The organism is Stutzerimonas kunmingensis (genome assembly GCF_002929225.1).
Classification (GTDB): Bacteria; Pseudomonadota; Gammaproteobacteria; order Pseudomonadales; family Pseudomonadaceae; genus Stutzerimonas.
The window spans coordinates 212,094-238,856 of record NZ_PISM01000020.1 but is presented as its reverse complement, the minus strand read 5'-3'; the positions used below and the strand labels follow the sequence as shown (position 1 = coordinate 238,856).

Annotated in this window: 23 protein-coding genes; 11 read left to right on the top strand and 12 right to left on the bottom strand. The window is 62.9% G+C overall.

The window, feature by feature from the left end:
• Window positions 1–97 precede the first annotated feature (97 nt).
• The 5 genes from CW305_RS15800 to CW305_RS15780 all read left to right on the top strand — a co-directional run bounded on the left by CW305_RS15800 (window position 98) and on the right by CW305_RS15780 (window position 3,447).
• Entirely contained in the window at window positions 98–298 is a 201-nt protein-coding gene (locus CW305_RS15800; RefSeq protein WP_104098360.1) for a DUF1127 domain-containing protein, read from the top strand.
• 108 nt (window positions 299–406) lie between these two features.
• A complete protein-coding gene (locus tag CW305_RS15795; protein ID WP_104098359.1) occupies window positions 407–724 on the top strand; it encodes a DUF2388 domain-containing protein in 318 nt (105 codons plus the stop codon).
• A 111-nt stretch (window positions 725–835) separates the two neighbouring features.
• Window positions 836–1,132: a DUF2388 domain-containing protein gene (locus CW305_RS15790; RefSeq protein ID WP_104098358.1), complete on the top strand. Its 297-nt coding sequence runs from the start codon at window positions 836–838 to the stop codon at window positions 1,130–1,132.
• Window positions 1,133–1,174: 42 nt separating this feature from the next.
• On the top strand, window positions 1,175–1,495 hold the full coding sequence (locus CW305_RS15785) for a DUF2388 domain-containing protein (RefSeq protein WP_014822100.1): 321 nt from the start codon (window positions 1,175–1,177) through the stop codon (window positions 1,493–1,495).
• Window positions 1,492–3,447 carry a DUF7844 domain-containing protein gene (locus CW305_RS15780; protein WP_104098357.1) on the top strand — a complete coding sequence of 652 codons (1,956 nt, stop codon included), beginning with the start codon at window positions 1,492–1,494 and terminating at the stop codon, window positions 3,445–3,447. The genes CW305_RS15785 and CW305_RS15780 overlap by 4 nt, the downstream gene beginning before the upstream one ends.
• A gap of 170 nt (window positions 3,448–3,617) precedes the next feature.
• Here CW305_RS15780 and CW305_RS15775 read toward each other — a convergent pair whose 3' ends face one another.
• The 6 genes from CW305_RS15775 to polA all read right to left on the bottom strand — a co-directional run bounded on the left by CW305_RS15775 (window position 3,618) and on the right by polA (window position 14,712).
• A complete protein-coding gene (locus CW305_RS15775; protein ID WP_104098356.1) occupies window positions 3,618–4,541 on the bottom strand; it encodes a hypothetical protein in 924 nt (307 codons plus the stop codon).
• The gene (locus CW305_RS23485) at window positions 4,538–7,774 is read right to left on the bottom strand and encodes a toxin VasX (protein ID WP_104098355.1); all 3,237 of its coding nucleotides are present in this window, start codon (window positions 7,772–7,774) and stop codon (window positions 4,538–4,540) included. The genes CW305_RS15775 and CW305_RS23485 overlap by 4 nt, the downstream gene beginning before the upstream one ends.
• Window positions 7,771–8,640 carry a DUF4123 domain-containing protein gene (locus tag CW305_RS15765; RefSeq protein WP_104098354.1) on the bottom strand — a complete coding sequence of 290 codons (870 nt, stop codon included), beginning with the start codon at window positions 8,638–8,640 and terminating at the stop codon, window positions 7,771–7,773. The genes CW305_RS23485 and CW305_RS15765 overlap by 4 nt, the downstream gene beginning before the upstream one ends.
• Window positions 8,637–10,739, bottom strand: a complete 2,103-nt coding sequence (locus CW305_RS15760) for a type VI secretion system Vgr family protein (protein ID WP_104098353.1) — start codon at window positions 10,737–10,739, stop codon at window positions 8,637–8,639. The genes CW305_RS15765 and CW305_RS15760 overlap by 4 nt, the downstream gene beginning before the upstream one ends.
• 183 nt (window positions 10,740–10,922) lie before the next feature.
• On the bottom strand, window positions 10,923–11,441 hold the full coding sequence (locus tag CW305_RS15755) for an Hcp family type VI secretion system effector (RefSeq protein WP_003286458.1): 519 nt from the start codon (window positions 11,439–11,441) through the stop codon (window positions 10,923–10,925).
• A 526-nt stretch (window positions 11,442–11,967) separates the two neighbouring features.
• Window positions 11,968–14,712 carry a DNA polymerase I gene (polA, locus tag CW305_RS15750; protein WP_104098352.1) on the bottom strand — a complete coding sequence of 915 codons (2,745 nt, stop codon included), beginning with the start codon at window positions 14,710–14,712 and terminating at the stop codon, window positions 11,968–11,970.
• Between the two features lie 76 nt (window positions 14,713–14,788).
• Here polA and CW305_RS15745 point away from each other — a divergent pair, with 76 nt between their 5' ends.
• The 6 genes from CW305_RS15745 (at window position 14,789) to ppnN (ending at window position 20,023) form a co-directional block, all read left to right on the top strand.
• Complete coding sequence (locus CW305_RS15745) at window positions 14,789–15,073, top strand: DUF2782 domain-containing protein (protein ID WP_003291686.1); 285 nt, start codon at window positions 14,789–14,791, stop codon at window positions 15,071–15,073.
• A 24-nt stretch (window positions 15,074–15,097) separates the two neighbouring features.
• Complete coding sequence (locus tag CW305_RS15740) at window positions 15,098–16,051, top strand: homoserine kinase (RefSeq protein WP_104098351.1); 954 nt, start codon at window positions 15,098–15,100, stop codon at window positions 16,049–16,051.
• A 165-nt stretch (window positions 16,052–16,216) separates the two neighbouring features.
• Window positions 16,217–16,843, top strand: coding sequence for a CDP-alcohol phosphatidyltransferase family protein (locus CW305_RS15735; protein ID WP_104098350.1), 627 nt, complete (start codon window positions 16,217–16,219; stop codon window positions 16,841–16,843).
• A gap of 52 nt (window positions 16,844–16,895) precedes the next feature.
• A complete protein-coding gene (locus CW305_RS15730) occupies window positions 16,896–17,516 on the top strand; it encodes a lysophospholipid acyltransferase family protein (RefSeq protein WP_104098349.1) in 621 nt (206 codons plus the stop codon).
• Window position 17,517: 1 nt separating this feature from the next.
• Window positions 17,518–18,447 carry a phosphatidate cytidylyltransferase gene (locus tag CW305_RS15725; RefSeq protein WP_023444202.1) on the top strand — a complete coding sequence of 310 codons (930 nt, stop codon included), beginning with the start codon at window positions 17,518–17,520 and terminating at the stop codon, window positions 18,445–18,447.
• Between the two features lie 202 nt (window positions 18,448–18,649).
• Complete coding sequence (ppnN, locus tag CW305_RS15720; RefSeq protein ID WP_014822111.1) at window positions 18,650–20,023, top strand: nucleotide 5'-monophosphate nucleosidase PpnN; 1,374 nt, start codon at window positions 18,650–18,652, stop codon at window positions 20,021–20,023.
• Between the two features lie 39 nt (window positions 20,024–20,062).
• Here the strand turns inward: ppnN and CW305_RS15715 are convergent, their stop codons facing one another.
• From CW305_RS15715 to CW305_RS15690, 6 genes are all read right to left on the bottom strand, one after another.
• Window positions 20,063–20,935: a DMT family transporter gene (locus tag CW305_RS15715; RefSeq protein WP_104098348.1), complete on the bottom strand. Its 873-nt coding sequence runs from the start codon at window positions 20,933–20,935 to the stop codon at window positions 20,063–20,065.
• 352 nt (window positions 20,936–21,287) lie between these two features.
• Window positions 21,288–21,995 carry a TSCPD domain-containing protein gene (locus CW305_RS15710; protein ID WP_014822113.1) on the bottom strand — a complete coding sequence of 236 codons (708 nt, stop codon included), beginning with the start codon at window positions 21,993–21,995 and terminating at the stop codon, window positions 21,288–21,290.
• A gap of 61 nt (window positions 21,996–22,056) precedes the next feature.
• On the bottom strand, window positions 22,057–24,207 hold the full coding sequence (locus CW305_RS15705; RefSeq protein ID WP_104098347.1) for an adenosylcobalamin-dependent ribonucleoside-diphosphate reductase: 2,151 nt from the start codon (window positions 24,205–24,207) through the stop codon (window positions 22,057–22,059).
• A gap of 193 nt (window positions 24,208–24,400) precedes the next feature.
• A complete protein-coding gene (gene rpmG, locus CW305_RS15700; protein WP_003284185.1) occupies window positions 24,401–24,556 on the bottom strand; it encodes a 50S ribosomal protein L33 in 156 nt (51 codons plus the stop codon).
• 11 nt (window positions 24,557–24,567) lie between these two features.
• Window positions 24,568–24,804, bottom strand: coding sequence for a 50S ribosomal protein L28 (gene rpmB, locus CW305_RS15695; RefSeq protein WP_003284186.1), 237 nt, complete (start codon window positions 24,802–24,804; stop codon window positions 24,568–24,570).
• A 293-nt stretch (window positions 24,805–25,097) separates the two neighbouring features.
• On the bottom strand, window positions 25,098–26,723 hold the full coding sequence (locus CW305_RS15690) for an AMP-binding protein (RefSeq protein WP_104098346.1): 1,626 nt from the start codon (window positions 26,721–26,723) through the stop codon (window positions 25,098–25,100).
• Window positions 26,724–26,763: the final 40 nt, after the last annotated feature.

The following is a 26,763-nucleotide window of genomic DNA, read 5'->3' as shown; positions in this document are numbered from 1 at the left end:
GCACAATCGAGAATCCCTGTGGCTGTTGCACTTGGCTGACGCGCGCGATCCTGTTCTCCCATAACCCGTACCCGGTCACACCGGGAAGGAGCGCAGCATGGATCGCACGCTGTCTCGTCCGTATGTCGCCACCCGCGCCCGCCGCAACTGGCTACAGCTGCGGCAAGTATTGCAGCGCTGGCAACGCAACTACCGTACCCGCCAGCAACTGGCGCAGCTTGACGACCGCCAGCTGGCGGATGTCGGCATCAGCCATAGCGACCGCTCGGCAGAGCTGGACAAGCCGTTCTGGCGCTGAGGCATTCCGCGCCCACCGATTCGAGCCTATGCTGCGTGCTACAAGGCCGCAGCAACGGGAACGTCGCACCCATGGCGCGGTCTAGAGCCTCACCACTGGAGATCTGCCATGTCCCGAATCCTGCTCCCCTTCTTCGCTGCCGGCTTGCTGCTGAGCGGCGGCGCGTCCGCTGCCAGCTTCACCGCTACCACCGACATGGTGGTCGGCGGCCTGATCAATACCGTGGACGCAACCTCGGACCTGACCTCGTCGCTGCGCGACGACAAACTGGTGCTCGATGCTCGCGACGATGCGGCGCGTTTCGTTGCCAGCCAGGGCGATCTGTGCGGCGCCCACCTCGAAGCGGCGCTACGCCATATTCGTAGCCAGCAGCCAGAACTGAGCGCCAGCGATCTGCAACTGGCTCAGGCGATCCTGGCGCTCTGATGCGTGCAGCAGCGCATGAGCGCTGCTGCAACCTGCGGAAGCAACCGGGCGCTGGCTCTGCAGCCGGCGTTTCGCTAGCCTTGGCGCCGTTTTCCCGGCAACAGGTTCCGCATGCGTTCGTATTCAATCGTTCTCTTATTTCTCGGCCTCACCGCTGGCACCGCCCAGGCGTTCGATGTCATCACCGCAGGTGTCGTGCAGACCAGCTATGTCAGCAGCCAGCTGACCAGCGCTCCCTTCGACAACAAGCTGATCGCCGAGGCCCGCGAAGACGCGGCCGGCTTCGTCGCCAGCGACGGCCAGCTCACCGCGGCTCGCCTGCAAGCGGCCATGGCGCGGCTGCGCCAGGAACACCCGGAGCTTGCCGCCAGCGACCTGGAACTGGCCGAAGCGATCCTCGTCCAATAACCGCACCGCCTGCCGGTGCCCCGACCCGTGAGAGATTCATCGATGAACAAGCTATTGCTCGCCGCCCCGCTGGCGCTGGCCGTCGCCGCGGGCACAGCCCAGGCGCAGACCCTCGTCGCCACCAGCAACATCGTCGTGCGTGCCCTGGACCGCAGCATCAATTTCACCTCCGATGTGACCAGCCGCATCAGTGACATGAAGGTCGTCGTCGAAGCGCGTGAAGACGCCGCCAGCTTCGTCGCCAGCGCCGGCGAGATCCGCGGTGCGCATCTGGAGGCCGCGATAGGCACCCTGCGCAGCGAACTCCCTGCAGCGCGCAATGCCAGCGACCTTCAACTGGCCGAAGCCATCCTCGCCCTGTGATACGCCTCGGCGCCTGGCTGCTGGCAGGCTGCCTGAGCCTTGCTGCAGGTGTAGCCCAGGCCGACCTGCGCCTGGTTCTCGACTCACGCACACTGGACGCCGAGCAACGCGCTGCCAGCCAGGCGCTGCTGGACGAAGCCATGGCCGCACTGCCACCCCGCCTGGTGCAGAGCCTCCATCGCGAGGTGCGCGTGCAGTGGCGCGATGATCTGCCGGAACAGGCCTATGGTCGCGCCGGCGGTAACCGTCTTCAGCTCAATCGCCGTCTACTGCCGACACTGACCGATGGCAGCGCTGCCAGCGAGAAGACCAATCGCCCCCACGGGACGGTGCGCCGCGAGCTGCTCGCCACCGTCATTCACGAAGTGGCGCATCTCTATGACCGCGCGCGCCTGTGGTCGCCCAGTGAGCACCTGTTGCAGGGCCAGTGCCGTCAGCGCGCCAGCCACCTCGGGCAGGTCGGCCTGCCGGATCACTGCCGGGGACAGATCGACCGCCGCTTCACCCTCAGCGATGAGCCGCGCCTGCTCGATCTGGCCGGCTGGCCACAACGGGTCGGCAAGCGCGGCCTGCGCGAACGGGAAAACGCGCAGCTGGCGCGCAGCCCCGATCCGTACGAGCTGACCAGCCCGCTGGAATTCGTCGCGGTGAACCTCGAATACTTCCTGCTCGACCCCAGCTACGCCTGCCGTCGCCCTTCGCTGCACCGTTACCTGCGTGAACACTTCGGTTGGGCGCCAGCAAACGCTGCCGGTTGCACCGATGACTACCCATTTCTGAACGCGGGCCGCGAGTTCGGCCGCACGCCACTGCTGAGCCTCGATCCGTCACGCGTCTACGAGGTCGACTACCTGTTCGCCGAAGCCAACGAGGCCTGGGTCAGCCGCTGGGGCCACAGCATGCTGCGGCTGGTGATCTGCGCGCCCGGCCGCGAGCCCGGTCCCGATTGCCGACTGGATCTGGATCACCACCTGGTGTTGTCCTTCCGCGCCTTCGTCGACGATGTGCAGCTGTCCAGCTGGGACGGCCTCACCGGCGTCTACCCCTCGCGGCTGTTCATCCTGCCCCTGGGCCAGGTGATCGACGAATACACCAAGGTGGAGCTGCGCGGGCTGGCCTCGGTGCCGCTGAAGCTGCAGCACGAAGAGATTCGCGCACTGGTCGAGCGTAGCGCCGAGCTGCACTGGAGCTACGACGGCGACTACTACTTCCTGTCCAACAACTGCGCGGTGGAAACCCTCAAGCTGCTACGCAGTGGAACCACACGCGACGAACTCGTCGCCCTGGACAGCATCATGCCCAACGGGCTGCTGGAGGTGCTGATCCACCGCGACCTGGCCGACGCCAGCGTGCTCGACGATCCGCGTGAGGCGCTGCGCCTGGGCTATCGATTCGACTCCTACCGCGACCGCTATCAGGCGATGTTCGCCGTACTCAAAGAACGCCTGGGCCTGCCGCAGGACAGCGTCGAACAGTGGCTCGAGCTCGACGCCGCCGAACGCCAGCCGTGGATCGACCGCGCCGACCTGCGCGCCGCTGCCGCTTTGCTGTTGGTCGAACAGGCCGCCCTGCGCCGCCAGCTACTCCTTGCCCAGGGTGAACTGAAGAACCGCTACCTTGGCGGCCGCGGGCGCGACGCCAGCCTGAACAAAGCCGACGGCGCGCTGCAGCAAATACTCGCCAACAGCGGCTACCTCAGCCGCCCCGCCGAACTGCTCGACGGCCAAGGCTACGGCCTGCCACAACCCAGCGAATGGACCCGCCTCGAACGCGAAAGTGAACAACGCCAACTACGCCTGAATCAGCTGAGCGAAGAACTGGACCAGGAAGTCCGGGTGCTGCTGGGGGATGAGCGGCGGGAGGAGCTCGAAGCTATCGAAGTGAACCTGGCCCAGATCGGCGAGCATCTGCGTGGGTTACACAAGGCTGGGGGTGGGTTGGAGTTGCCTTGACAGGGCCCATCGCTGTGAGCGACGCCCTGAGTTATGCATTTCTCCCGATATCGATAGAGACATCGTTCTTGCGCAGCTGGTATTGAAAGACCCTGGGCGGCGGGCTCGATGTTGGCGTTATCAAGAGGTCTCGTGAGCAGCCCCTATCGCTGTTACTGGCGAGGGCGTGGTCATGCAGTGGCCAGCGCCGCCTCTCGCTCTGCGATGGCTTGCTCCAACTCAGGCGAGCGCTTGGCCCATTGCTCGCGGGGTAGCGGTTTGGACCACTCAATCACTTCAGGCGCTGTTAACTCGGGGATATGAGCGAGTTTTTTACGCGTTATCCAATGGGCCCCCATCGGGTTGAATATGGGGAACATGATGCCAATTTCCCAAACCACAGTGAGGAAAAGCCCTCTTTCCTGGCAGGACTTGTCGAACTCGCGCCAAAAAATCTGTTTTAAGCTCAAGCCACAAATATTCTCTAGCGGTTCGGGTATTGCCTCCGGGCCTACCTCCATAAAGCTGCGAATACACTCCCACTGCGCCATGGAGGAAATTCCACCGCCGGTATTGACCATCAGCACCCAGCCTTGTTTGTCGGGGGCGTAGTCTTCGTGCTCTTCCCCCTTGAGCGGGAACCACAGCAGCAGGCTGCCGTGCTTGCTGGCGCCGCCGGTATTGAGGCTGAGCGCACTGGGGGCAATGGCATGTACTCGCTCCCAGGGAACAAACCAGTAGCTACCATCAGGTTCGGTGATACAGACCTCGCGGCGCTGGCGATTAAAGCGAATCGGCGGGATCAGTGGCTTGCGGTACTGCTTGATAAACAAGTACCAAAGGGTGCCCATAAGCCCCCCCATAACCCCTAAAACCACCAGGCTGGCCACAATATCCCCACCTAAAGCGGCCCAAATAGCAACAGCGACAAATAAGAATGTCCCCATATGCAACGTCAGCCAACCCGCTCCCATGGAAAAGCTGCCGATATCCAAAAACACCTGATTTTTACGCCAGATGATATTCATCAGGTCGCTGGCGGGTTGGCCGGTTGGAATGGGTAATGGGGCCAGATGCTCCTGCTTCCGGAGAAGCCCCTGGGCGTGTTCGGTCATTGACTTTCCTTGGGTTGGAGCTGCTCAGCGCTCACTGGTACGGTGCTACAGCTATCGATAAGCAAAGGGCCGTCATTGGAGGCATGCTCAACGACTGCAGTGCCTCGGATGATATAGCGCAGACCCATGCCGCCGCCGACCACCATTTGCTGCGGGCCGAGTGTGCCGGCCTGCATAGCCAACGGGCTATGGTACAAAACCTGAAGCTGCCAGTAATGGCTGTCGGCGCGCTTGGGCAGTGCACCGCTCAAGCGCAAGCCCATACCCTGATGAATAGGTAACCATTGGCTTTCCAGATTGCCTAACCACTGCCGGGTACAGTCGGTGGGGGTGTTGCGGTTGTCGAATGCCGCAAGCTTTACATACAGCTGAGTACGTTCGGGATTGGCCCCCGGTAGAAACAGTTGCAGGCTGTCGGTTCGACTCTCGATCACGATGCTGTGATCACTCTGCCCAATCTGGCGGCTATGCAGGCTCGCGGAGGCCAATAGCTTGGGCTTAAACAGCAGGTCAATCAGGGTTTGCAGCTCCTCGCTGCGCTGCGCCGGGCTGTCGCCCCAGCGCCGCTTTTGCCCCCAGTAACATTGCTCAAGGAAGGCTTGCAGCTCGCTGTCCTTGAAATAGTTCCAGGCCAGGTACAGTCCTTCGATAATCAGCAGTAGCCAGTTCACTGGCACGATGCGCAAGGTGAACCACTTGATCGCCTGTTCGGTGGTCCATTTCCCAGTCAGCGCCATATAGGTAGCATAACCACCCAGGCCGGTTTGAGCGCTCATTACACCGAAGACTGCACCATCATGCCCCAAACGTGCCCAATGATCAGCCGTCCAATAGGCACCGTCTTTATGCATTTCAGCGGAAAGTTTGAGTAAATCGAAAACGGCTCCAAGAGTGGCCAATACACCAGTAGTAAAACCAAACAGCGTTACGATGGGAGCCTTAGCACCGAACTTGCTGATTTCAACCCGCCCAGTCGCCTCCCACGCCGCACCGATCACTGCCGATAGCGCCGCCCCTACCTTGAGGTTTTCGGCCAGATGTTCACGACTACGCACCTCATCATGCTCGCGCCCCTGGTCGCGCTGATTAAGTACCTGCACGTTGTTCATATGCAGCAGCAGAGCCGCCAGTGGCAGCACGCCACCCAGGGTGTTCAAACTCTTGATACCGGTGACAGCCGGGGTCAGACCTTTCTGCAGATTTTGCCCGGCAAGCCGACCCCAGTCCCACAGACGTTGCCCCACCGTACCGCTGAGGCTAAAGCCCATGCTGCCGGCCTTGATGGCGCTGTCCGAGCACAGCCTTACAATCACCAACAGCGCACGTAGCGGATCGGGGAAGCGCTGGATCAAATTGCTCGGGGCTGCGCTACTGGCCAGGTGCTCGGCCTCCAACGCAGCAAAGGCCGCAGACAACCGCGATACAGACTGCCCCCAGTCTGCGCCGCTTGGGCCGCCGAGCTCACTGAGCCAGGCATATTTACCACTGGCCACCAGGCTGCCGATCAGTTGGCCAATAGCCGCCTGATTGGCACTGGTGAGGGCTGCTTCTACCTCGGCGCCACGGTCTGCCAGGTCCATCAACGAGGGGCTGAAACCACTGGCCAGCAAGCTGAAAGGTTGTTCAACCGAAGGCGAGCGCAGCAGATTTACGGCCAGCTGAGTGCCAGGACCGCTGCTGCACAAGGCACTCAGGCTGTTGAGGCTGAGTTCACTGAGCCAGGAGCAGTGTGCGCCGTTGTCGTAATCGGCATACCAGAGCGCGCTCCCGTGGCGCGCCAGGTAGGTGGACATGTCTTTATAAAGCACCTCGCGGCGGGCAAACAGCCATTGGCGGTGCGGCTCGGCGATCTCGGCCATCCATTTCTGCATAGCTGCCAATTGCACACGGTCAGCAACCTGAGCGCTGCTTTTGGCGTCAGTCATGTTGTGGACCTTATTGGCCTGGTAGGCCATGACCACACCTTGCAACTGTCCGTGCAGATCCAGTGGAATAAATTCCCGGGTAGGAGCCAGAACCACTTCTTCACGGCGATGAATATCGGCAATGCGAGCATCAGCGGCAGCATGACCAATTCTGTGGCGCTGACGCTGATTGACTGCGGTCTCTTCGTCGAGCAAAGGGGTGAGTTCGCGCCGGGCCTTGAGCAGAATATCGCCCTGCTCCGGGGTGAGCTGGATATCGCGATCGCGGTAACGGTAGTTGATCAGGTTGCTCAGCTCTGCGCCGTCTTCACTGATCAGGCTGTTGATAAAGCCGGCGATCATCCCTTTGTGGGCGTGCTCCTGATCCCAGTCTTCTTCGCGCTGATTGACCATGCCTTGCTCATGATTCAGATCACGCAATACACCCAGATCATCGTCCAGGCTGGCGAACACCCCGTGAAGCTCGCCAGCCTGGCTGCGCGCGCTGCTCAGCCAGGTATCCGTTGCCGGCACGTCCCATGGTTGCGCGCTCCATTCACCGGGCGCGTGTTCGGCAGCTTCTGGCTGGCGGGCGGCGGCTTGTTCGCGTTCGTTCAGCCACTTGCGGGCATGGACATAGGCTTGAACGCGCTCGGGAGTGGGGTCGCCCATCATTTGCTGGCCGAGGGTATCTACGCCCTTGCGGTAGGCGTCGCCGTTCTGCGTGTAGTCGTGGGACAGGGCTCGATCGCGAATCTCGGGCATCAGTTCGGCCATGACCTGTTCGGCACTATCCAAGGCCGGGCAATGGTCGGCCTCCAAGGTGCGCGCGATTTGAGTCAGGCTGATGCGGCGCATGCGGGCGCGACGCTCGTTCGGCTCGCCCGCAAGGCGCTGGTGGACGGCAGCGGTCAAAGGGATTTCGGTATAAAGCAACAGGGCGTCGTATTGTTTGTTTAGTGCGATGCCAGCGCTGCTGCCGTTGGCTACGGCGCTTGCGGCGTCATCCAGTCCCTGCTCCAGCAACTGGCCGTCGGCGGCCACGGCAAAGCGGCGCAGCGGTCCTTGGTCGTGCCAGAGATAAAGGTAACCGGGGCGCAAGCGGCGCAGGGCCATGGGATGGCTCTGGGTTCCGCTCGCTGGTCTACAGCGTTTATGCGCGGCTGGCTGTTCGGCCAGGGCATAGCGTACGGGAACGATAAAAACCTCGGCCTGGCGCGCCGGACAGCTGGCCATGGGGCTGGACAGGTCGTCCTTTTCGAAGTCCTGTTGCGCGGCTTGGTCGGCGTGGGCCAGGCGTAACGTTCGATCCTGAGCTCGGGCGGTCATGCGACTGACTCCTTGTCGGTGCGCAGCAACTGGCATTGCAGCTCGGCGATGAGGTTGTCCAGGCGCTGTGCCGGCAACAAGTCACGCTGTTCGAGCAGTTGGCAATAAGTGTCGTGTTCGGGAGCCTGCGGAAAATCACTGCCCAACTCGGCCAACAAGCTCGCCCAACGGGCGACTTCATCGGCCGCGCTATAGCCATATCGTGCCGCGCTTTGACGACACAGGGTGACGAATTGCTGCTGGGCGGCAGCATCCATGCCCTGTAGCGATTCAGGGAAGAAACGCTGCAGATGGGCCAGCAGACGCTGATCGAAGCAGGCGTGCTTGGCCTGGTTTAACTGTTCCAGTTGTTCTTGGGAGAGCCGCAGCCAAGGCGTGTCGTCATAGCGCGCAAAGGTCTGCGGCTTGTTCTCGCGTAGCAGCGCCAGTTTCGCGCCAGAATCTGCCGGTAGGCGAATACGCTGCACCGGCCCCATCAATGGATCGCGCTCGTCCGCATTCAGCGGGCCCAGCCATAAAGCCATGATGCGTGGGTCGTGGTAGCGGAACAGAGTCGTTTGTTCACCTTCCAGGCGCACATGAATCAAGCTGCGCAGGTGCTCGACCAGATCGTCTTCGCTCGCATCGGACTCGAGCCAGATACCAGCCGTTGCTTGCCACTCCTGCTGGAATACCTGCGCAAGTTCGCTGTGCGGCCGTACCGCTACCAGCAGCGGGCCGACTTCTGCCAACGGTTCATAGGTGCTGTGTTGATAAAGCAGATGCAGCGAGGGGGATTCTTCCAGGCCGTAAATTCGGACAGCCAGTCCTTCGATCTGCGCGCCATCGAGTAATAGGTAGCTATGCAGCAGCGATTGGGCCCTCATACTTTGGCCTCGGTCTGCTGACAGATTTCACAGATCGGCAGGGCGGTACGCGCGGCCTGTTGCAACGCCTGTTTCTGCGCCTGAATCAGTAACTCACCGGCCTTGTCGGCATCCGCCGCCCTCACCTTGCCCGGCAACACTGGCGCCGCGCCCGAGCCCTTACCCGGACTTCCCCCGGAGTTCATTCGAATCACCGGCCCCACCATCGTGATGCCGCTCGCATCGAGCTTCATAAAGCTACCGGCGGCTTTGAAGGTCAGTTCGCTGCCAGCTTCAAGGACGACTTTCAGGCCGCTGGACAGGTGGATTTCATTGCCCGCCTCGATGAACTGCCCGGTGCCGATCTTCAGGTGCTGATTGTTGCCGACGGTGAGGTGGTCGCTGGCGAGGACTTCGGTCTTGCGGTCGGCGTGGTTGGTGCGGTGTTCTTCGGCCTTGAACTCGCTGTAGCTGTTGGCCTCCACGGTGTCGTGGCGTTCGTGGCCGACGCGGATCTTCTGGTCGTGCTCGATGTTCTCGTCCCAGTCGCGCTGGGCGTGGAGGTAGATCTGCTCGGCGCCCTTGCGGTCTTCAATGCGCAGTTCGTTGTAGCCGCCACCGCCCGGGCTGCTCAGGGTCTTGAACACCGTGCGGGTCTTGTTCGCCGGCAGGTCGTAGGGAACCTGGTGTTCCTTGTGATACAGGCAGCCGGTCACCAGCGGTTGGTCGGGGTCGCCTTCGAGGAAGGTCACCAGCACTTCCATGCCGACCCTCGGAATGGCAATGCCGCCATAGCGGTCGCCGGCCCAGCTGGAGGAGACGCGCAGCCAGCAGCTGGTCTTGTCGTCGGCCTGGCCCTCACGGTCCCAGTGAAATTGAACGCGTACTCGGCCGTACTCGTCGCAGTGGATTTCTTCGCCGGCGGGGCCGGTGACCACGGCGGTCTGACTGCCAAGCACCTTCGGCTTCGGATGCTTCAGAGCCGGGCGGAAGGGGATGTCCCAGGGGGTGGCTGTGAAGTGGTTGCGGTAGCCTTGTTGGAAGCCGGAGCTGGCAAGAGCCCCCTCACCCCAGCCCTCTCCCCATAGGGGAGAGGGGGCCAGTCCGTGGTGAGCTGGGACATTGGTAATTGATTCCTCCAACACCTGTGGCTGCTTACCTTCATGCAGCACCTCGGTCAGCAGCCAGAGCTGGTTCCAGTCGGCGCGGGGGTGTTCGCCGAGCGGGAGGAAGTGCCCGCTCGCCAGCTGCGGCTGGTCGCTTTCGCCTTCGGCCAGTTCGTAGTCGTGGCGGTGGCGCTCCAGGGCGCGCTGCGACAGGTGCTTGCCGCGGGCGCGCTCGGTGAAGCGGCCGGGGTAATCGTAGTCTTCAAGGTCGGGCTGGAAGTCGCTATGAAACGCGGCCTCCATGGTCAGACGTGGCTTCTCGAAATCGTAATCGCGGCGCGTGAGCCGGCTGGTACGGGTTTCCAGGCGCAGGCCGAAGCGCTTGATCACCGGCTGGTCGGCGACCAGACCGCTGTCCTGCTGATAGGCGGTGGCAGCGAGCCTGGGGAAGACGGTCTGGTCATCACCGAAGACCAGGGCATGACCGGCCGCTCTGTGCTGGAAGTGATAGTGGATGCCCTCTTCCTCGCACAGGCGCTGGATGAAGTGCAGGTCCGATTCGTCGTACTGCACGCAATATTCGCGCGGCGGATAGATCACCGGGCCGAGCTGGAAGCGGTAGGCATCGGCCTGGATGCCATGCTCTTCGAGCACCTGGGCGACGATCTGCGGCACGCTAAGGTGCTGAAAGATGCGCTGGTTGGTGCGATGGGCGAGATAGGCCAGCTGCGGCACGAGCGTGAGCCGATAGCGGGTCAGGCGCTGGCCGGATTCACCCTGAGCGGCCTGATGCACCAGCCCATGAATGCCGCTGCCGTCCGGGGCGAAGGCGAGGAAGGCCCGGCGATGCAGCAGGCTTTCCAGGTCCAGATCGGGGCGCTCGCTGACCAGTTCCAAGTCGAAGCGATAAGGCTGGCTGATGGCCTCGCGACCTTGGAATTCGAGCACCTTGAAGTCGTGCTCGATGCCTTCGAGGGAAAGCGTGAAGTGGGCCTGGTTGGCTGGGGCGAACATCCATGTTCCTCCTGTTCAATCCATGTATCAGCGCATGGGCGCTTGCGGAGCCCCGTGTAACACAGGCCGACCGCTCTAGAATGCGTGGTTCGCGCATTCCAGAACGACGATGGCGGAATCTGTTCAGTGCTTCGCAAAAAGCGTTCGGCCAGGCGAGCCTGGCCGAAGCGGGACCGCCGCGAATCAGCCAGCGATCGGGGTGCGCCAGTCGTCGGAGCCAGAGGTGCCGGAAACCTCGTGGGTCCAGACGATCTTGCGGTAGGTGAAGTACACGTCTTCCAGATGAGTGAAATGGGACATGTTCGGGTCCTGGCAGTTGGGCATGCGCGACTGCACGTCGACGATCACCGCATCTTCCAGTTCGATGGTGAAGTAGTGTTCCTGGGTGCCGGTGGACGAGGTGCGGTACCACTCCAGACGGCACTTGTTCAGGCGCTCGCCGGAAGTCAGAGCGTTGAAGATCAGCGGCGACGACTTATCGAATACCTTGGTGATCATCAGCGGCTTGTGTACGCGCTGGCCTGTCGGCTGGCCGGACTGCGGGTCACGCGGGATGATGACCTGATGCTGGAAGGCCTGCACCAGGATCTGGTCCTCATGGCCTTCCTGGAAGATGTTGCCAACCGAGTCCTCGGTGAAGGTGCCGGCGGTGATCAGGCCTTGCTTGGTGCCTTCGAGGGACAGATACGCGGGTGTTGGCATGGGTGCTCTCCTTGTCTGAAATGAGTGCCAAATGGCCATTTCGTAACAACAAGCGCCGTGCCAAAATAAAAAAATTCTTATTTATCAAAAAGATATTTAATTTACACCACACAACCCAAATAGCAGAGGTGATGCCCGACACAGAAAGCTGCGCAAGTTCCTGCGCAGACATGGCAACAAGTTGCGCAACGCCCACCAAGCTCGCGACTCATCGCACTGCGAACAGCTTACCCACAAACTTATCCACAGAATGCTGCGCAAAAAATTGCGCAAGCCATTGCCCCGGTGAGGCCTCATCTACTTTTCTGCAGGCAAAAAAAACCTCGAACTTCATTGGGGGAGGGGGAAGTTCGAGGTCCAAATCCGGACCGCTAGGGCGGGGTCCAGAGATCTGCCAACACTTAACACAACAAGGAGCATCGAAGGGCTTTTACACCCTTCGCATGCTCTGACCGGATGGTTGCAGCGGAAGTTCAACGCGGACGAAAAAAATTTCGTCGACTACCGAAATTTTTCGGCAGCCCGGTCAGTGCGCCTCGTCCCAGTTGTTGCCAACGCCCGCTTCGACCAGCAGCGGTACGTCCAGCTGGGCCGCCTCGCTCATCAACGGACAGATCTGCTGGCGGACCTGCTCGACCAGGTCTTCGCGCACTTCCAGCACCAATTCATCGTGGACCTGCAGGATCACCCGCGCATCCAGCCCGCTCTGCTGCAGCCAGCCGTCTACGGCGATCATGGCGCGCTTGATGATGTCCGCTGCGGTGCCCTGCATCGGCGCGTTGATCGCGGTGCGTTCGGCACCCTTGCGCATGGCGCCGTTCTTCGAATTGATCTCCGACAGGTACAGCCGCCGACCGAACAGCGTCTCGACATAGCCCTGCTCGGCGGCCTGGGTGCGGGTGCGCTCCATGTAGGCGAGCACGCCGGGGTAGCGGGCGAAATAACGGTCGATGTACTGCTGCGCTTCCTTGCGGCCGACGTCGATCTGCTTGGCCAGGCCGAAGGCGCTCATGCCGTAGATCAGGCCGAAGTTGATGGCCTTGGCGCTGCGGCGCTGATCGTTGCTGACCTGCTCCAGCGGTACGCCGAACACCTCGGCGGCCGTGGCGCGGTGCACGTCCAGGTCGTTCTGGAAGGCGTGCAGCAAGCCGGCATCCTGCGCCAGGTGAGCCATGATGCGCAGCTCGATCTGCGAGTAGTCAGCCGCGAGCAGCTTGTAGCCCGGTGCCGCGATGAAGGCCTGGCGGATACGCCGCCCCTCGGCGGTGCGGATCGGGATGTTCTGCAGGTTCGGGTCCGAGGAGGACAGCCGCCCGGTGGCGGTCACCGCCTGGTGGTAACTGGTGTGGATGCGCCCGGTGCGCGGATTGATCTGCTGCGGCAGCTTGTCGGTGTAGGTGCCCTTGAGCTTGCTCAAGGAGCGGTGCTGCATGATCACCTTCGGCAGCGGGTAATCCTGCTCGGCCAGTTCGGCAAGCACGCTTTCCGCGGTGGACGGCTGGCCGCCGGCGGTCTTGGAGATTACCGGGCAGCCGAGCTTGTCATAGAGGATCGCGCAGAGCTGCTTGGGCGAGCCGAGGTTGAACTCCTCGCCGGCAATATCGAAGGCCTCGCGTTCCAGCTGCACCAGCTTGTCGCCCAGCTCGACGCTCTGCTGGCCGAGCAACTGCGCATCGACCAGCGCGCCGTTGCGCTCGATGCGCGCCAGCACCGGCACCAGCGGCATCTCGATCTCGGTCAGCACCTTGAGCAGCGATGGCGTCTGCTCCAGCTTGCCGAGCAAGGTCTGGTGCAGGCGCAGGGTGACATCGGCGTCCTCGGCGGCGTAGGGCCCCGCCTGTTCGATGGCGATCTGGTCGAAGGTCAGCTGCTTGGCGCCCTTGCCGGCGATGTCCTCGAAACGGATGGTGCCACGGCCGAGATATTTCAGCGCCAGGCTATCCATGTCGTGGCGAGTGGCGGTGGCGTCGAGCACGTAGGATTCGAGCATGGTGTCGAAGGTCATGCCGCGCATCTCGATGCCGTAGTGCATCAGCACGTTCATGTCGTACTTGCCGTGCTGGCAGATCTTGGTCTTCGCCGGATCCTCCAGCAGCGGCTTGAGCGCGCCAAGCACGGCATCCAGTTCGAGCTGCTGCGGCACACCCATATAGGAATGACGCAGCGGCACATAGGCCGCCTGGCCCGGCTCGACGGCGAACGACACGCCGACCAGCTCGGCGCGCTGAGCATCGATGCTGGTGGTTTCGGTATCGAAGGCGAAGCACTCGGCGTTCTTCAGGCGCTCGAGCCAGGCATCGAACTCGGCCGGATCAAGGATCGTGGTGTACTCGGCTTCGGCCTGGATCGAGCAGCCTTCTGGCTGCACCTCGCAGTTCTCGCCCGCGGCCTTGGCCTCGCGCAGCAGGTCGTCCAGCCAGTTCTTGAATTCCAGCTCGCGGTACAGCGCGATCAGCGCCTCGCGGTGCGGCTCGCCGGGCATCAGGTCGGCGACCTCGACGTCCAGCGGCACGTCGAGCTTGATGGTCGCCAGCTCATAGGACATGAAGGCGGCGTCGCGGTGTTCGGCGAGCTTGGCGCCCAATGACTTGGCACCACGGATCGGCAGGCCGGCGACCTGGTCGAGGTTGTCGTAAAGCCCCTTGAGCCCGCCGGGAATACCGTTGAGCAAGCCGCACGCAGTCTTTTCACCGACGCCTGGCACGCCAGGAATATTGTCGACCTTGTCGCCCATCAGCGCGAGGAAGTCGATAATCAGCTCCGGGCCAACGCCGAACTTGTTCTTCACGCCTTCGATGTCATAAACGCTGCCAGTCATGGTGTTGACCAGCGTGACGTGCGGACAGACCAGCTGCGCCATGTCCTTGTCGCCGGTGGAGATGATCACGTCGCGGGCGAGCGCCGCGCACTGGCGCGCCAGGGTGCCGATGACGTCGTCGGCCTCCACGCCTTCCACGCACAGCAGCGGCATGCCGAGGGCGCGGACGCTGGCATGCAGCGGCTCGACCTGCGAGCGCAGATCATCCGGCATCGGCGGGCGGTGCGACTTGTAGTTCTCGAACAGCGCGTCGCGGAAGGTTGGCCCCTTGGCATCGAAAACCACCGCGAACGGACTGTCCGGATACTGCCGGCGCAGGCTGAGCAACATGTTCAGCACGCCCTTGACCGCGCCGGTCGGCTTTCCGGTGGAGGTGGCCAGAGGAGGCAGGGCATGGAAGGCGCGATAGAGGTAGGACGAACCGTCCACCAGGATGAGGGGAGCTTGGCTCATGAGCGGAATCAACCTTTTCGGCGGGCCCGGAGCTAGAATGCCAAGGACCACTTATCGACAAAGGGACAAGGTTACCATGCGCGCTCTCAAACACCTGATGCTGGCCAGCCTGCTGGCGTGCGCTCCCCTGGCCGGTTTTGCCCAGGAGTCGGTCGACGGCGAGCCCGACGTAACCATCCGTCAGGAAGGCGACCGTACCGTCGAGGAATACCGCGTCAATGGCTTCCTCTATGCCGTGAAAGTCACGCCCAAGCATGGCAAACCGTACTTTCTGGTGCGTGCAGACGGCAACGACGGCAACTTCGTCCGTTCCGACCAGCCGGACATGCTGATCCCCTCCTGGAAGATCTTCAGCTGGTAACCCATCAACCGTCGGGAGCACAGCATGTCGGTATTCACGCCCCTGCAACGCGATGAACTGGAAGCCTTTCTGGCGCCGTACCGGCTTGGCCGGTTGCGCGACTTCCAGGGCATCGTCGCAGGCAGCGAGAACAGCAATTTCTTCGTCAGCCTCGAACAGGGCGAATACGTCCTGACGCTGATCGAGCGTGGTCCGACCCAGGATTTGCCGTTCTTCATCGAGCTGCTCGACGTGCTGCACCGCGCCGGCCTTCCGGTGCCCTATGCGCTGCGCAGCGAGCAGGGCGAGGCGCTGCGCAAACTGGCGGAAAAGCCTGCGCTGCTGCAGCCGCGTCTGCCCGGCAAGCATGTGATGGCGCCCAATCCGCACCATTGCGCCGAGGTCGGCCGGCTGCTGGCGCGTCTGCATCTGGCCACCCGCGAGCACATCCTTGAACGCGCCAGCGACCGTGGCCTAGATTGGATGCAGGAACAGGGGCCGAGCCTGGCGCTGAGCCTGCCCGAGGACCAGCTGCCGCTGTTGCGCGAAGGCCTGGCAGAGATCGCCGAGCTGCGGCCGAAACTCCTCGCCCTGCCGCGCGCAAACCTGCACGCCGATCTGTTCCGCGACAACGTGCTGTTCGAAGGCAGCCACCTGACCGGTGTGATCGACTTCTACAACGCCTGCTCCGGGCCCATGCTCTACGACCTGGCCATCGCCGTGAACGACTGGTGCTCGCACCCCAATGGCGAGATCGACGGTGAACGCAGCGAACCCTTGCTGGCGGCCTACTCCGCACTGCGCCGCTTCACCCCGGCCGAAGCCGAGCTCTGGCAGCCGATGCTGCGCGTGGCCTGCGTGCGTTTCTGGCTATCGCGACTGATCGCGGCGCAGCGTCACGAAGGCAAGACGGACGTGCAGGTGAAGGATCCCGGCGAATTTCATCGGCTGCTGAAAGCGCGCCAGCATCCATCCAGCGCGCTGCCTTTTGCCTTCTAGGTCGATTCCCCGCTACCCGCGCGGCGCGAAAGCGTTCAACACCTCGCAAATTTTCCAGCGCAGCTTGCGAGCGCCGGGGCTTTACCCCAAAGTGCCGGGCGCACAGGATGCGCGCTGGCGTTAGCCGAAATGCGCGACTCGCCGATCATCGAAAGGAATCGATGCATGCCCTCCATCTATCAGCTCAAACCCCGTTTTCAGGCACTACTGCGCCCACTGGTCCAGCGCCTCTATGGCAGCGGCATCACGGCCAATCAGGTCACGCTGGCAGCGCTGGTCGTGTCGCTGGCAGTCGCAGCGGCGGTCGCGCTGCTGATCGAGCACCTCTGGATCTTCCTGCTGATCCCACTGTGGATGCTGCTGCGCATGGCACTGAACGCCATCGACGGCATGCTGGCGCGAGAATTCGGCCAGCAATCGAAGCTCGGCGCCTACCTCAACGAACTCTGCGATGTGGCCGCCGATGCGGCGCTCTACCTGCCGCTCGCGCTGGTGACCGGCGTCTGGCCAGCTGCCGTGGTGCTGGTGGTGGTGCTCGCAGCGCTGATCGAGTACGCCGGTGTGCTCGGTCCGATGGTGGGCGCCTCACGCCGTTACGACGGCCCGATGGGCAAGAGCGACAGGGCCTTCGCCTTCGGCGTGCTGGCCACCGGCGTCGCCCTGGGCCTGTTGCCAGCCGCCTGGATCAACGGCTTGTTGCTGCTGATCGCCGGGCTGTCGATCCTCACGCTGAGCAACCGGGTCAGACAAGGCCTGGCGGAAACCGCATCGGCGCCCGCCGAAGCGGACTGAACCGCCACCCACCCGCACCACCGACTTCCCGCCCGATACCGAGGAACATCCCATGTTCGGCGCCCTGCTCGCCTTCGCGATCACTTCCGTTGCACGCCTGCTGACCGGTACACGCAGCCTCTGGATCGGCTGCGCGCCGCTCAACCGGCAACGCATCTATTTCGCCAACCACAGCAGCCACGGTGATTTCGTGCTGCTCTGGGCATCGCTGCCGCCTGACCTGCGGCGCAGGACCCGGCCCGTCGCCGGCGCCGATTACTGGCAGAGCAGCGCGCTGCGCCGCTTCGTCATCCATCGCCTGTTCAACGGTGTGCTGGTGGATCGCGAGCGCAGCGGCCCGGAGTCGAATCCGCTACAACCGATGCTCGACGCCTTGGCCGGCGGCGATTCACTGATCCTCTTCCCCGAGGGCACGCGCAATCTGGAAGAAGGCCTGCTGCCGTTCAAGAGCGGGCTGTATCGCCTGGGCCTGGCGTGTCCGGACGTGGAGCTGGTGCCGGTGTGGATCGCCAACCTCAATCGGGTGATGCCCAAGGGCCGCAGCCTGCCGCTGCCCCTGCTGTGCAGCGTCAGCTTCGGCGCGCCCATGTGCATCGAAAAGGACGAGGACAAGGACGCGTTTCTGCAGCGCGCTCGCCTGGCTTTGCTAGAACTGGCCCCGAAGGAAGACTGACATGGATCGCAATACCCTGCTGCTGTTCGCCGGTATCGGCGCCCTGCTCGCCCTGGCCTCGCTGATCGGCTTCGTCCTCAAGCGTCGCAGCGGCGGCGAGAGTCCGGTGATCGACAACCTCAACGCCCGCATCAATGCCTGGTGGGTGATGGTCGCGCTGATTGGCATCGCCTTCTGGCTCGGCCACACCGCCGTGGTGATCCTCTTCTACCTGGTGTCGTTCTTCGCGTTACGCGAATTCATGACGCTGACACCGACACGCAGCAGCGACTATCCGGCGCTGGTCGCGGCGTTCTACCTGGTGCTGCCGCTGCAGTATCTGCTGGTGGCGGTCGGCTGGTACGGCCTGTTCGCCATCTTCATTCCCGTCTACGTCTTCCTGTTGCTGCCGATCCTGGCGTCGCTGGGCGGCGACACCACGCGTTTTCTCGAACGTGCCTCGAAGGTGCAATGGGGCCTGATGATCGCAGTCTTCTGCGTCTCCCACGTCCCTGCCCTGCTCACCCTGGAAATTGCCGGCTACGAAGGTCGCAACCTGCTGCTGATCGCCTGGCTGATCATCGTCGTGCAGCTCTCCGACGTGTTGCAGTACGTGTGCGGCAAGTTGGCCGGCAAGCGCAAGATCGCCCCGCGCCTGTCGCCGTCCAAAACCGTCGAAGGCTTCGTCGGCGGGATCTTCCTCGCAACACTGATCGGCGCGGCGCTGTTCTGGATCACCCCGTTCGCCTGGTGGCAGGCGGCGCTGATGGCGCTGCTGCTGAACCTGCTGGGCTTCTTCGGCGGCCTGGTGATGTCGGCGATCAAACGCGACCGTGGCGTCAAGGACTGGGGGCACATGATCGAGGGCCACGGCGGCATGCTCGACCGGCTCGATTCGGTCTGCTTCGCCGCGCCGATCTTCTTCCACCTGGTGCGCTACGGCTGGACCTGACCAGCCTGGCACTTGCGCTGCCCGGCGAACCGCCGATTGCCCCGAGGGTCGAACCTGCCACGGCTCTCGGAGCGATTTGCCTCTCGCCTACCGAACGGATCGCCCTCCGCCGCTGCGCCACCGCGTTAAGATGGCGGCACGCAGCCGTCGTTTCGGTGCACCAGCTCCGCGATGGTGTCGCCATCGAATTCAGGAATCACCAATGACCCAACGCAACGTAATCAACGCCTCGGTTACCCCCAAAGGCAGCCTGGAAACCCTGTCGCAACGCGAAGTACAGCAACTGAGCGAAGTCGGTTCCGGCAGCACGCACAAGCTGTTCCGCCAGTGTGCCCTGGCAATCCTCAACACCGGCACGCGCATCGATAACGCCAAGACCATCCTCGAAGCCTATGAGGACTTCGAGGTGCGCATCCTGCAGCAGGATCGCGGCGTACGCCTCGAGCTGTTCAATGCGCCGGCCGATGCCTTCGTCGATGGCGAGATGATCGCCAGCACCCGCGAGATGCTCTTCAGCGCGCTGCGCGACATCGTCTATACCGAGAGCGAACTGAGCAGCGCGCGCATCGATCTGAGCACTTCCCAGGGCATTACCGACTACGTCTTTCATCTGCTGCGCAACGCCCGCACGCTGCGCCCGGGCATCGAGCCGAACATGGTGGTGTGCTGGGGTGGCCACTCGATCAGCACCGAAGAGTACAAGTACAGCAAACGCGTCGGCCATGAGCTGGGCCTGCGCAGCCTGGATGTCTGCACCGGCTGCGGCCCGGGCGTGATGAAGGGGCCGATGAAGGGCGCCACCATTGCCCACGCCAAACAGCGCCGCGTTGGCAGCCGCTACTTGGGGCTGACCGAGCCGGGCATCATCGCCGCCGAGGCACCGAACCCGATCGTCAACGAGCTGGTGATCCTGCCGGACATCGAGAAACGTCTGGAGGCCTTCGTCCGCGTCGGTCACGGCATCATCATCTTCCCCGGCGGGGTCGGCACGGCCGAGGAGTTCCTCTACCTGCTCGGCATTCTGTTGCACCCGGCCAATCGTGAAGTGCCGTTCCCGGTCATTCTCACTGGGCCTAGCGATGCGGCGGATTATCTGCAGCAGCTGCACGATTTCGTCGGCGCGACCCTTGGCGAGGAAGCCCAGAAGCGCTACCAGATCGTCTTCAACGACCCTACCGAAGTGGCCCGGCAGATGACCGAGGGCCTGCGCGAAGTACGACGGTTCCGCCGCGAGCGCAACGATGCCTTCCACTTCAACTGGCTGCTGAAGATCGAGGAAGGTTTCCAGCGACCCTTCGATCCGACCCACGAGGCCATGGCCAGCCTGCCGCTGCGCCGCGACCTGCCGCCCCACGAGCTGGCCGCCAACCTGCGCCGGGCGTTCTCCGGGATCGTCGCCGGCAACGTCAAGGACAAGGGTATCCGCCGCATCGAGCAATACGGCCGTTACGAGATCCACGGCGACACGGCGATCATGCAACCGCTGGACAAGCTGCTGCAGGCCTTCGTCGAGCAGCACCGCATGAAGCTGCCCGGCGGCGTGCCCTACACGCCGTGCTACCGCGTGGTCAGCTGAAGCTGCCGAAAGGCCGGGCGGCAACCGCCCGGCCTTTTTTCATCCGCGATGCGGCTGCGGTGCGGCCCTGAACACCAGCGCCAACCCCAGCAGAATGGCCCCCATTCCCAGCAAGCCGGTGCGCGACAGCTGATTGCCGAGGAACAGGTAATCCATCCCCACGGTCACCACCGGCACCAGGTAGAACAGACTGGTGACGTTCACCAGATTGCCGGTCTGGATCATGCGGTACAGCAGCAGCTGCGCCGCCACCGAGATCACCAGACCCAACCACAGCACCGGAATGATGAAGCCCGTCACCGCTTCCAGGCGGATCGGCTGGAACGGCACGAACGCAAGGCACAGCAGCAGGCTGATCCCGTACTGGGTCGGCAGCACCTCCACCGGGCTCTGGCGAACGCGCTGCTGCAGGATCGCACCCACTGTCATGCACAGCAGCGCGCCGAGGGCGAAGAGCATCCCGGCGAGCGAGAAACGTGCCAGCACCAGACTCTGGAATACCACCGCGGCCAACCCGGCCAGTGCCACCAGTAATCCCAGCAGACGCAGCGGCGAGAAGCGTCGTTCGAGGAGCAACAGGGTGAGAATCGGCTGCACGCCAAGCAGCGTCGCGATCACACCCGGCGTCACGCCATGGGCCATGGCCTGGAAATAGCAGATCGAATAACAGCCGATCATCAGCAGCCCGGTCGCCGCCGTCTGCCAAGCAGCGCCAAGCGCTGGCCGCCAGCGCCTACGGTAGAGGCCGATCAACAGAACTGCAGTCAGCGCGAGAGCAAAGCGCACGATCAGCAGGGCGAAGGGGGTAGCGTGGTCCAGTCCCCAGCGGGTGAAGATGGCCGCACTGCCCCACAGCAATACGAACACAGTCATGACGCCATAGGCCGTCCACAACGATTTGTTGAAAGTCATCAGTGATTACCTGTCGAAGCGAAACAGGCTCCAGCGACGCCGAAGCGCGCGCACACCGACCCAGAAGGATCGGAAGCGAAAACCGGAGCTGCGAAGTGTGGGCGGATCAGCCCAGCGCAACCGCCTGTGGAGGTGGTAGCGCGATTGCCGGATCGGCAACGACAGAGGGAGGTGGAGCGAGTGCGCACAACCGGGCCGCGCCGAGATCGACGGGCTTCAGGAGTAACAGGCTGCGAGCAGTGGAAGACATTGGTTCAACGGCCGGACGGCGGTATGGAGAACGAAAACTAGCAGAGCCAGGCCCGAAGCGGGCCTGACGAGCGTCACGGCAGGCGAAATCAGCGCAAGCCGTTTAGCCGCACTTGGAATTGCCGCAATTCAGGCAGGTCGCGCAGCCGTCCATCTGCACCACAGCCTGGGTGTTGCACTTGTTGCACAGCTGCGCGCCGGCCGGAAAGCCCTCGCCCGGCTCGACAGCCACCGCACCCTGACTGGCCTCGTAGGCGGCGCGCTTTTCGGCCAGGTACTTGAGCTGGGTTTCGTCCAGTGCATGGCCTTCGAGCATGCCGATGGCGATCAGATGGCGCTCCAGCACCGCACCGATCTCGGCCACGATCGACGGCATGTAGACGCCGCCCTTCTTCAGGTAGCCGCCGCGCGGATCGAACACCGCCTTCAGCTCCTCGACGAGGAAGGTGCAGTCGCCACCCTTGCGGAACACCGCAGACATGATGCGGGTCAGCGCTACGATCCACTGGAAGTGGTCCATGTTCTTCGAATTGATGAATATCTCGAACGGCCGGCGCTGCTCGTGCGGGGTGCCGGCGTTGAGCACGATGTCGTTCACGGTGACGTACAGCGCGTGTTCGAACAGCGGCGACTTGATCTTGTAGGTCATGCCGATCAGGGTTTCAGGACGCTGCAGGCTCTCGTCCATTTCCACCACGTTAACGGCCTTGCTCGTCTTGTTATCGGTATTGGTCGCAGCGGCCGCGGGGCGTTCGAGGGCCTCGTCGACGACCTTGAAGCCCTTGATGCGCTGGGTGATCTTTACGGTCATTGTGCAGATTCTCCTGCCGGGCGCAGCGATGGCCCGGCGCTTATACGATTGGCAGTCCGGCTCAGTACTTGCCGTAATAGCCTTCTTTGAGGGCGTCGAACAGGTTGGCGGCGGTGTTCACCTCGCCGTCGTACTCGACCTCCTGGTTGCCCTTGAGCTCGACCACGCTGCCGTCCTCCAGAGTGAAGCGGTACAGGGTCTTTTCCAGATCGGCTTCCTTGACCAGCACGCCCTGGAAGGCTGCAGGATTGAAGCGGAAAGTGGTGCAGCCCTTGAGGCCCTGGCGCCAGGCGTAGCGGTAGATGTCCTTGAACGCCTCGAATGGATAATCGGTCGGCACGTTGGCGGTCTTGGAGATCGACGAATCGACCCAGCGCTGCGCGGCGGCCTGGATATCCACGTGCTGGGTCGGGCTGACGTCATCGGCGGTGATGAAGTAGTCCGGCAGCTTCTCGCCCGGCTCGTCGGAGCCCGGCTTGGCGCGCTCGTTGATCAACGTGCGATAGGCCAGCAGCTCGTAGCTGAACACCTCGATCTTCTCCTTGGCCTTGCGGCCCGGACGGATCAGGTTGCGCGAGTAGTGATGGGCGAAGCTCGGCTCGATGCCGTTGGAGGCGTTGTTGGCCAGGCTCAGGCTGATGGTGCCGGTAGGCGCGATCGAGCTGTGGTGGGTGAAGCGCGCGCCCTGCTCGGCCAGCGCCTCGATCAGCTCGGGCGCGTACTCGGCGATCTTCTGCATGTAACGCGAATACTTGGCGTGCAGCACGCGACCGGCAATCTGGTCGCCGACCTTGTAACCGTCCTTGGCCATCTCCGGACGCTTGCGCAGCATTTCGGCGGTGACTTCGAAGGTCTCGCTCAGCAACGGTGCCGGACCCTTCTCCTTGGACAGCTCCAGCGCCTGCTCCCAGCCGACCAGCGCCATCTCGCGGGCGACTTCCTCGGTAAACACGCAGGCTTCCGGGCTGCCATAGCGCAGCTTGAGCAGTGTCAGGGTCGAGCCGAGACCGAGGAAACCCATACCATGGCGGCGCTTGCTTTCGATCTCGTGGCGCTGCTGCTCCAGCGGCAGGCCGTTGATCTCGACGACGTTATCGAGCATGCGGGTGAAGACACGCACCACCTCGCGGTACTTGTCCCAGTCGAAGCGCGCGTCCGCACCGAACGGGTCGATGACGAAGTTGGTCAGGTTGATCGAGCCCAGTAGACACGACCCGTACGGCGGCAGCGGCTGCTCACCACAGGGGTTGGTCGCACGGATCGCTTCGCACCACCAGTTGTTGTTCAGCTGGTTGACGCGGTCGATGAGGATGAAGCCCGGCTCGGCGTAGTCATAGGTGGAGACCATGATCATGTCCCACAGATGCCGCGCCTTGACCCGCCCGTAGATCTTGCAGGCCACCAGGCCATCGTCACGCACGATGTAGCCGTCATGCACCGGCCATTCGCGCCAGAGCACATGCTCGGCGTCCGCCAGGTCAAGCTCGGCGGCTTCCTTGGCGTGCACCGGGAAGATCAGCGGCCACTCGCCGTCGATCTCCACCGCCTGCATGAATTCATCGGTGATCAACAGGCTGAGGTTGAACTGGCGCAGTCGGCCGTCTTCGCGCTTGGCGCGGATGAACTCGCGCACATCCGGATGGCCGACATCAAAGGTGCCCATTTGCGCGCCGCGGCGGCCGCCGGCCGAACTCACGGTGAAGCACATCTTGTCGAAGATATCCATGAACGACAGCGGGCCGCTGGTGTGCGCACCGGCACCCGAGACGAAGGAGCCGCGCGGACGCAGGGTGCTGAACTCGTAGCCGATGCCGCACCCGGCCTTGAGCGTCAGACCGGCCTCGTGGACCTTGCCGAGGATGTCATCCATCGAGTCGGTGATCGAACCCGAGACAGTGCAGTTGATGGTCGAGGTAGCCGGCTTGTAATCCTGCGCGCCGGCGTTGGAGATGATCCGTCCGGCCGGGATGGCGCCGTTGCGCAGCGCCCAGAGGAAACGCTCGTGCCAGTGCTCGCGCTGCTTGGCCGGCTCGACGTCAGCCAGGGCGCGGGCGACGCGCTGCCAGGTGGCGTCGACGCTGTCATCGATCGGCGTGCCGTCCTTGCTGGTCAGACGGTATTTCTGTGCCCAGATATCTTCGGAAGCCGCCTGCAGGGCGATGCTGGAAGTGCTCTTGCTGTCTGCCGCGATGGGCCCGTCCGTCTTCGCCATGCGCTGCGCATCCTCGTGCCGAAAGTGGGAGAAAAGAAAGCTCGCACGATAGGCGAATTCGACAGGCGCCGTACATGATGCATATCAAACTAGGCAACGCGAACGACGACTGGCTTCAGGCACCGACACCAAGCGTTCGCCAGAAACGAAAAAACCCGCCGAGAGGCGGGTTCTTTCTTCAAGGGCCGATCAATTACTTGATCTTGGCTTCCTTGTAGATCACGTGCTTGCGTACGACCGGATCGAATTTCTTGATTTCGATCTTGTCGGGGGTGGTGCGCTTGTTCTTGTCGGTGGTGTAGAAGTGGCCGGTACCGGCGCTGGACACCAAACGGATCAGGTCACGCATGATTGCTCTCCTTAAACCTTTTCGCCGCGGGCGCGCAGCTCGGACAGAACGACGTCAATGCCGCGCTTGTCGATGATGCGCATGCCTTTGGCACTCAGGCGCAGACGGACGAAGCGGTTCTCCGACTCGACCCAGAAGCGATGATGCTGCAGGTTCGGCAGGAAACGACGACGGGTTTTGTTCATTGCGTGGGAAACGTTGTTCCCGGTTACCGGACCCTTACCGGTAACTTGACAGACTCTCGACATGCCTCAGCCCTCTAAAACCACATGCCCAACCCGGCATGGGTTGGCCGCTTGAATTCACTTGTCAGTTCGGCGCTCAGCGCCACGTTTCATGGGGGTCTTACCGGCCACGTTGCGAACGAAGATACCGGGCCCCTAGAAAAGAGCGCTGCTTTATATCAGAAACCCCCTAGGGCAACAAGCGCGGATTGAAATTTCCGCCCGACTGCCGTGCCTTCGAGAGTTGCTGCTCGATGCCGACCGGGGCCTGAGCACTGCAGCCCGTTCGTCAGCTCACACCTATATATAGGTGGCAATCAACCCGCGCTACCCCGCGCCTCGTCGCGCAGCTGCCGACGCAGCAACTTGCCCACGGCTGTCTTCGGCAGCTCGTCGCGCAGCTCGAGATAGCTCGGCATCTTGTAGCCGGTGAGGTACTGCCGGCAATGCTCGAGCAACGCCTGCTCGTCGGCCGCATCGTCCTTGAGGCTGACGAAGACCTTCACTGCCTCACCCTTGCGCGCATCCGGTACGCCGACCGCCACGCATTCACGCACGGATGGATGCTGCATCAGCACATCCTCGATCTCGTTGGGAAAGACGTTGAAGCCGGAGACCAGGATCATGTCCTTCTTGCGATCGACGATCTTCACGAAGCCCGCGGCATCCAGCAAGGCGATATCCCCAGTCTTCAGCCATCCCTCGGGCGTGAGCACCTTGGCCGTCTCGTCCGGTCGCTGCCAGTAGCCCCGCATCACCTGCGGGCCGCGCAGCCATAGCTCGCCCGGCATTTCCGGCGCTACGTCGTTGCCCTCGTCATCCACGGTGCGCAGCTCGGTTTCGATCAGCGCCTGGCCGATGTAGCCCTCGCGGTAAGGGCTCAGCTGTGTACCGGTCGCCACAACAGGCGAGGCCTCGGTCAGGCCGAACCCTTCGCGGATCGGCGCCCCGGTCAGTGCCTGCCAGCGACGCCCGACTTCACTGTTGAGCGGCGCGCCGCCGGACGTCGCCCACTTCAGATGGGAGAAATCGATGCGGCGAAACTCCGGGTGATTCATCAGCCCGACGAACAGCGTGTTGATGCCGCTGAGCAGGCTGAACGGATAGCGCTGCATGGCACCGATGGTTTCGTCCAGATTGCGCCCGTCCCGGACGAATACGGTGTGCAGGCCCATACCCACCGAACTCAGGCAGTTCGTGGCAAACGCCATGATGTGATACAGCGGCAGCGGCGCGATGCGCACGTCCTTTTCAGGCTCCAGCAGACCCGGCTTGTCGAACAGCTCGATGGTCTGCAGCACATTGGCTAGCAAATTGCGGTGACTTAGCATCGCGCCCTTGGACACACCGGTCGTACCGCCGGTGTACTGCAACAACGCCAGCCGGTCGAGGCCTGCTTCGCGCTCCAGCGGCGGGCTTTCCGCCCCCAGCCGCAGGGCCTGCATGAAGCGCTGCGTTCCCGCCTCGCTGCCTTCGTGAATCGGCCTCTGCAGATCATCGACGCTGGTGAGCATTACGTGCTCCAGCTCGGTGTCCGCCTGCACCGCGCGTACCAGCGGCAGCAGCCGATCGAGCACAAGGATCGCCCTGGCGCCGGAATCGCGGAACTGATGGCGGGCTTCGGCGACCGTGTACTGCGGATTGGTATTGACGATCACCAGCCCGGCCTTGAGTGCGCCAAACACGGCGATGGGATATTGCAACGAATTGGGCAGCTGCAGCGCCAGCCGGTCACCGGGTTGCAGCCCGGCGTGATGCCGCAGGTAGCGCGCGAACGCGTCGGAAAGATTGCCCAGCTCGGCGTAGGTGAGCTGGTCGTCGCCACAGGAAAATGCCGCGCGCTGCGGATGCTTCGCGCAGGCCTGAGCCAGCAGGTCATGGACGTTCTGGTAGCCGCCACGGGCGAGTTCGTTAGCCACGTAGCCTTGCACGGAAGCGGACATCGACATTCTCCAAAATGAATTATTGTTTTACTGTGCGAAA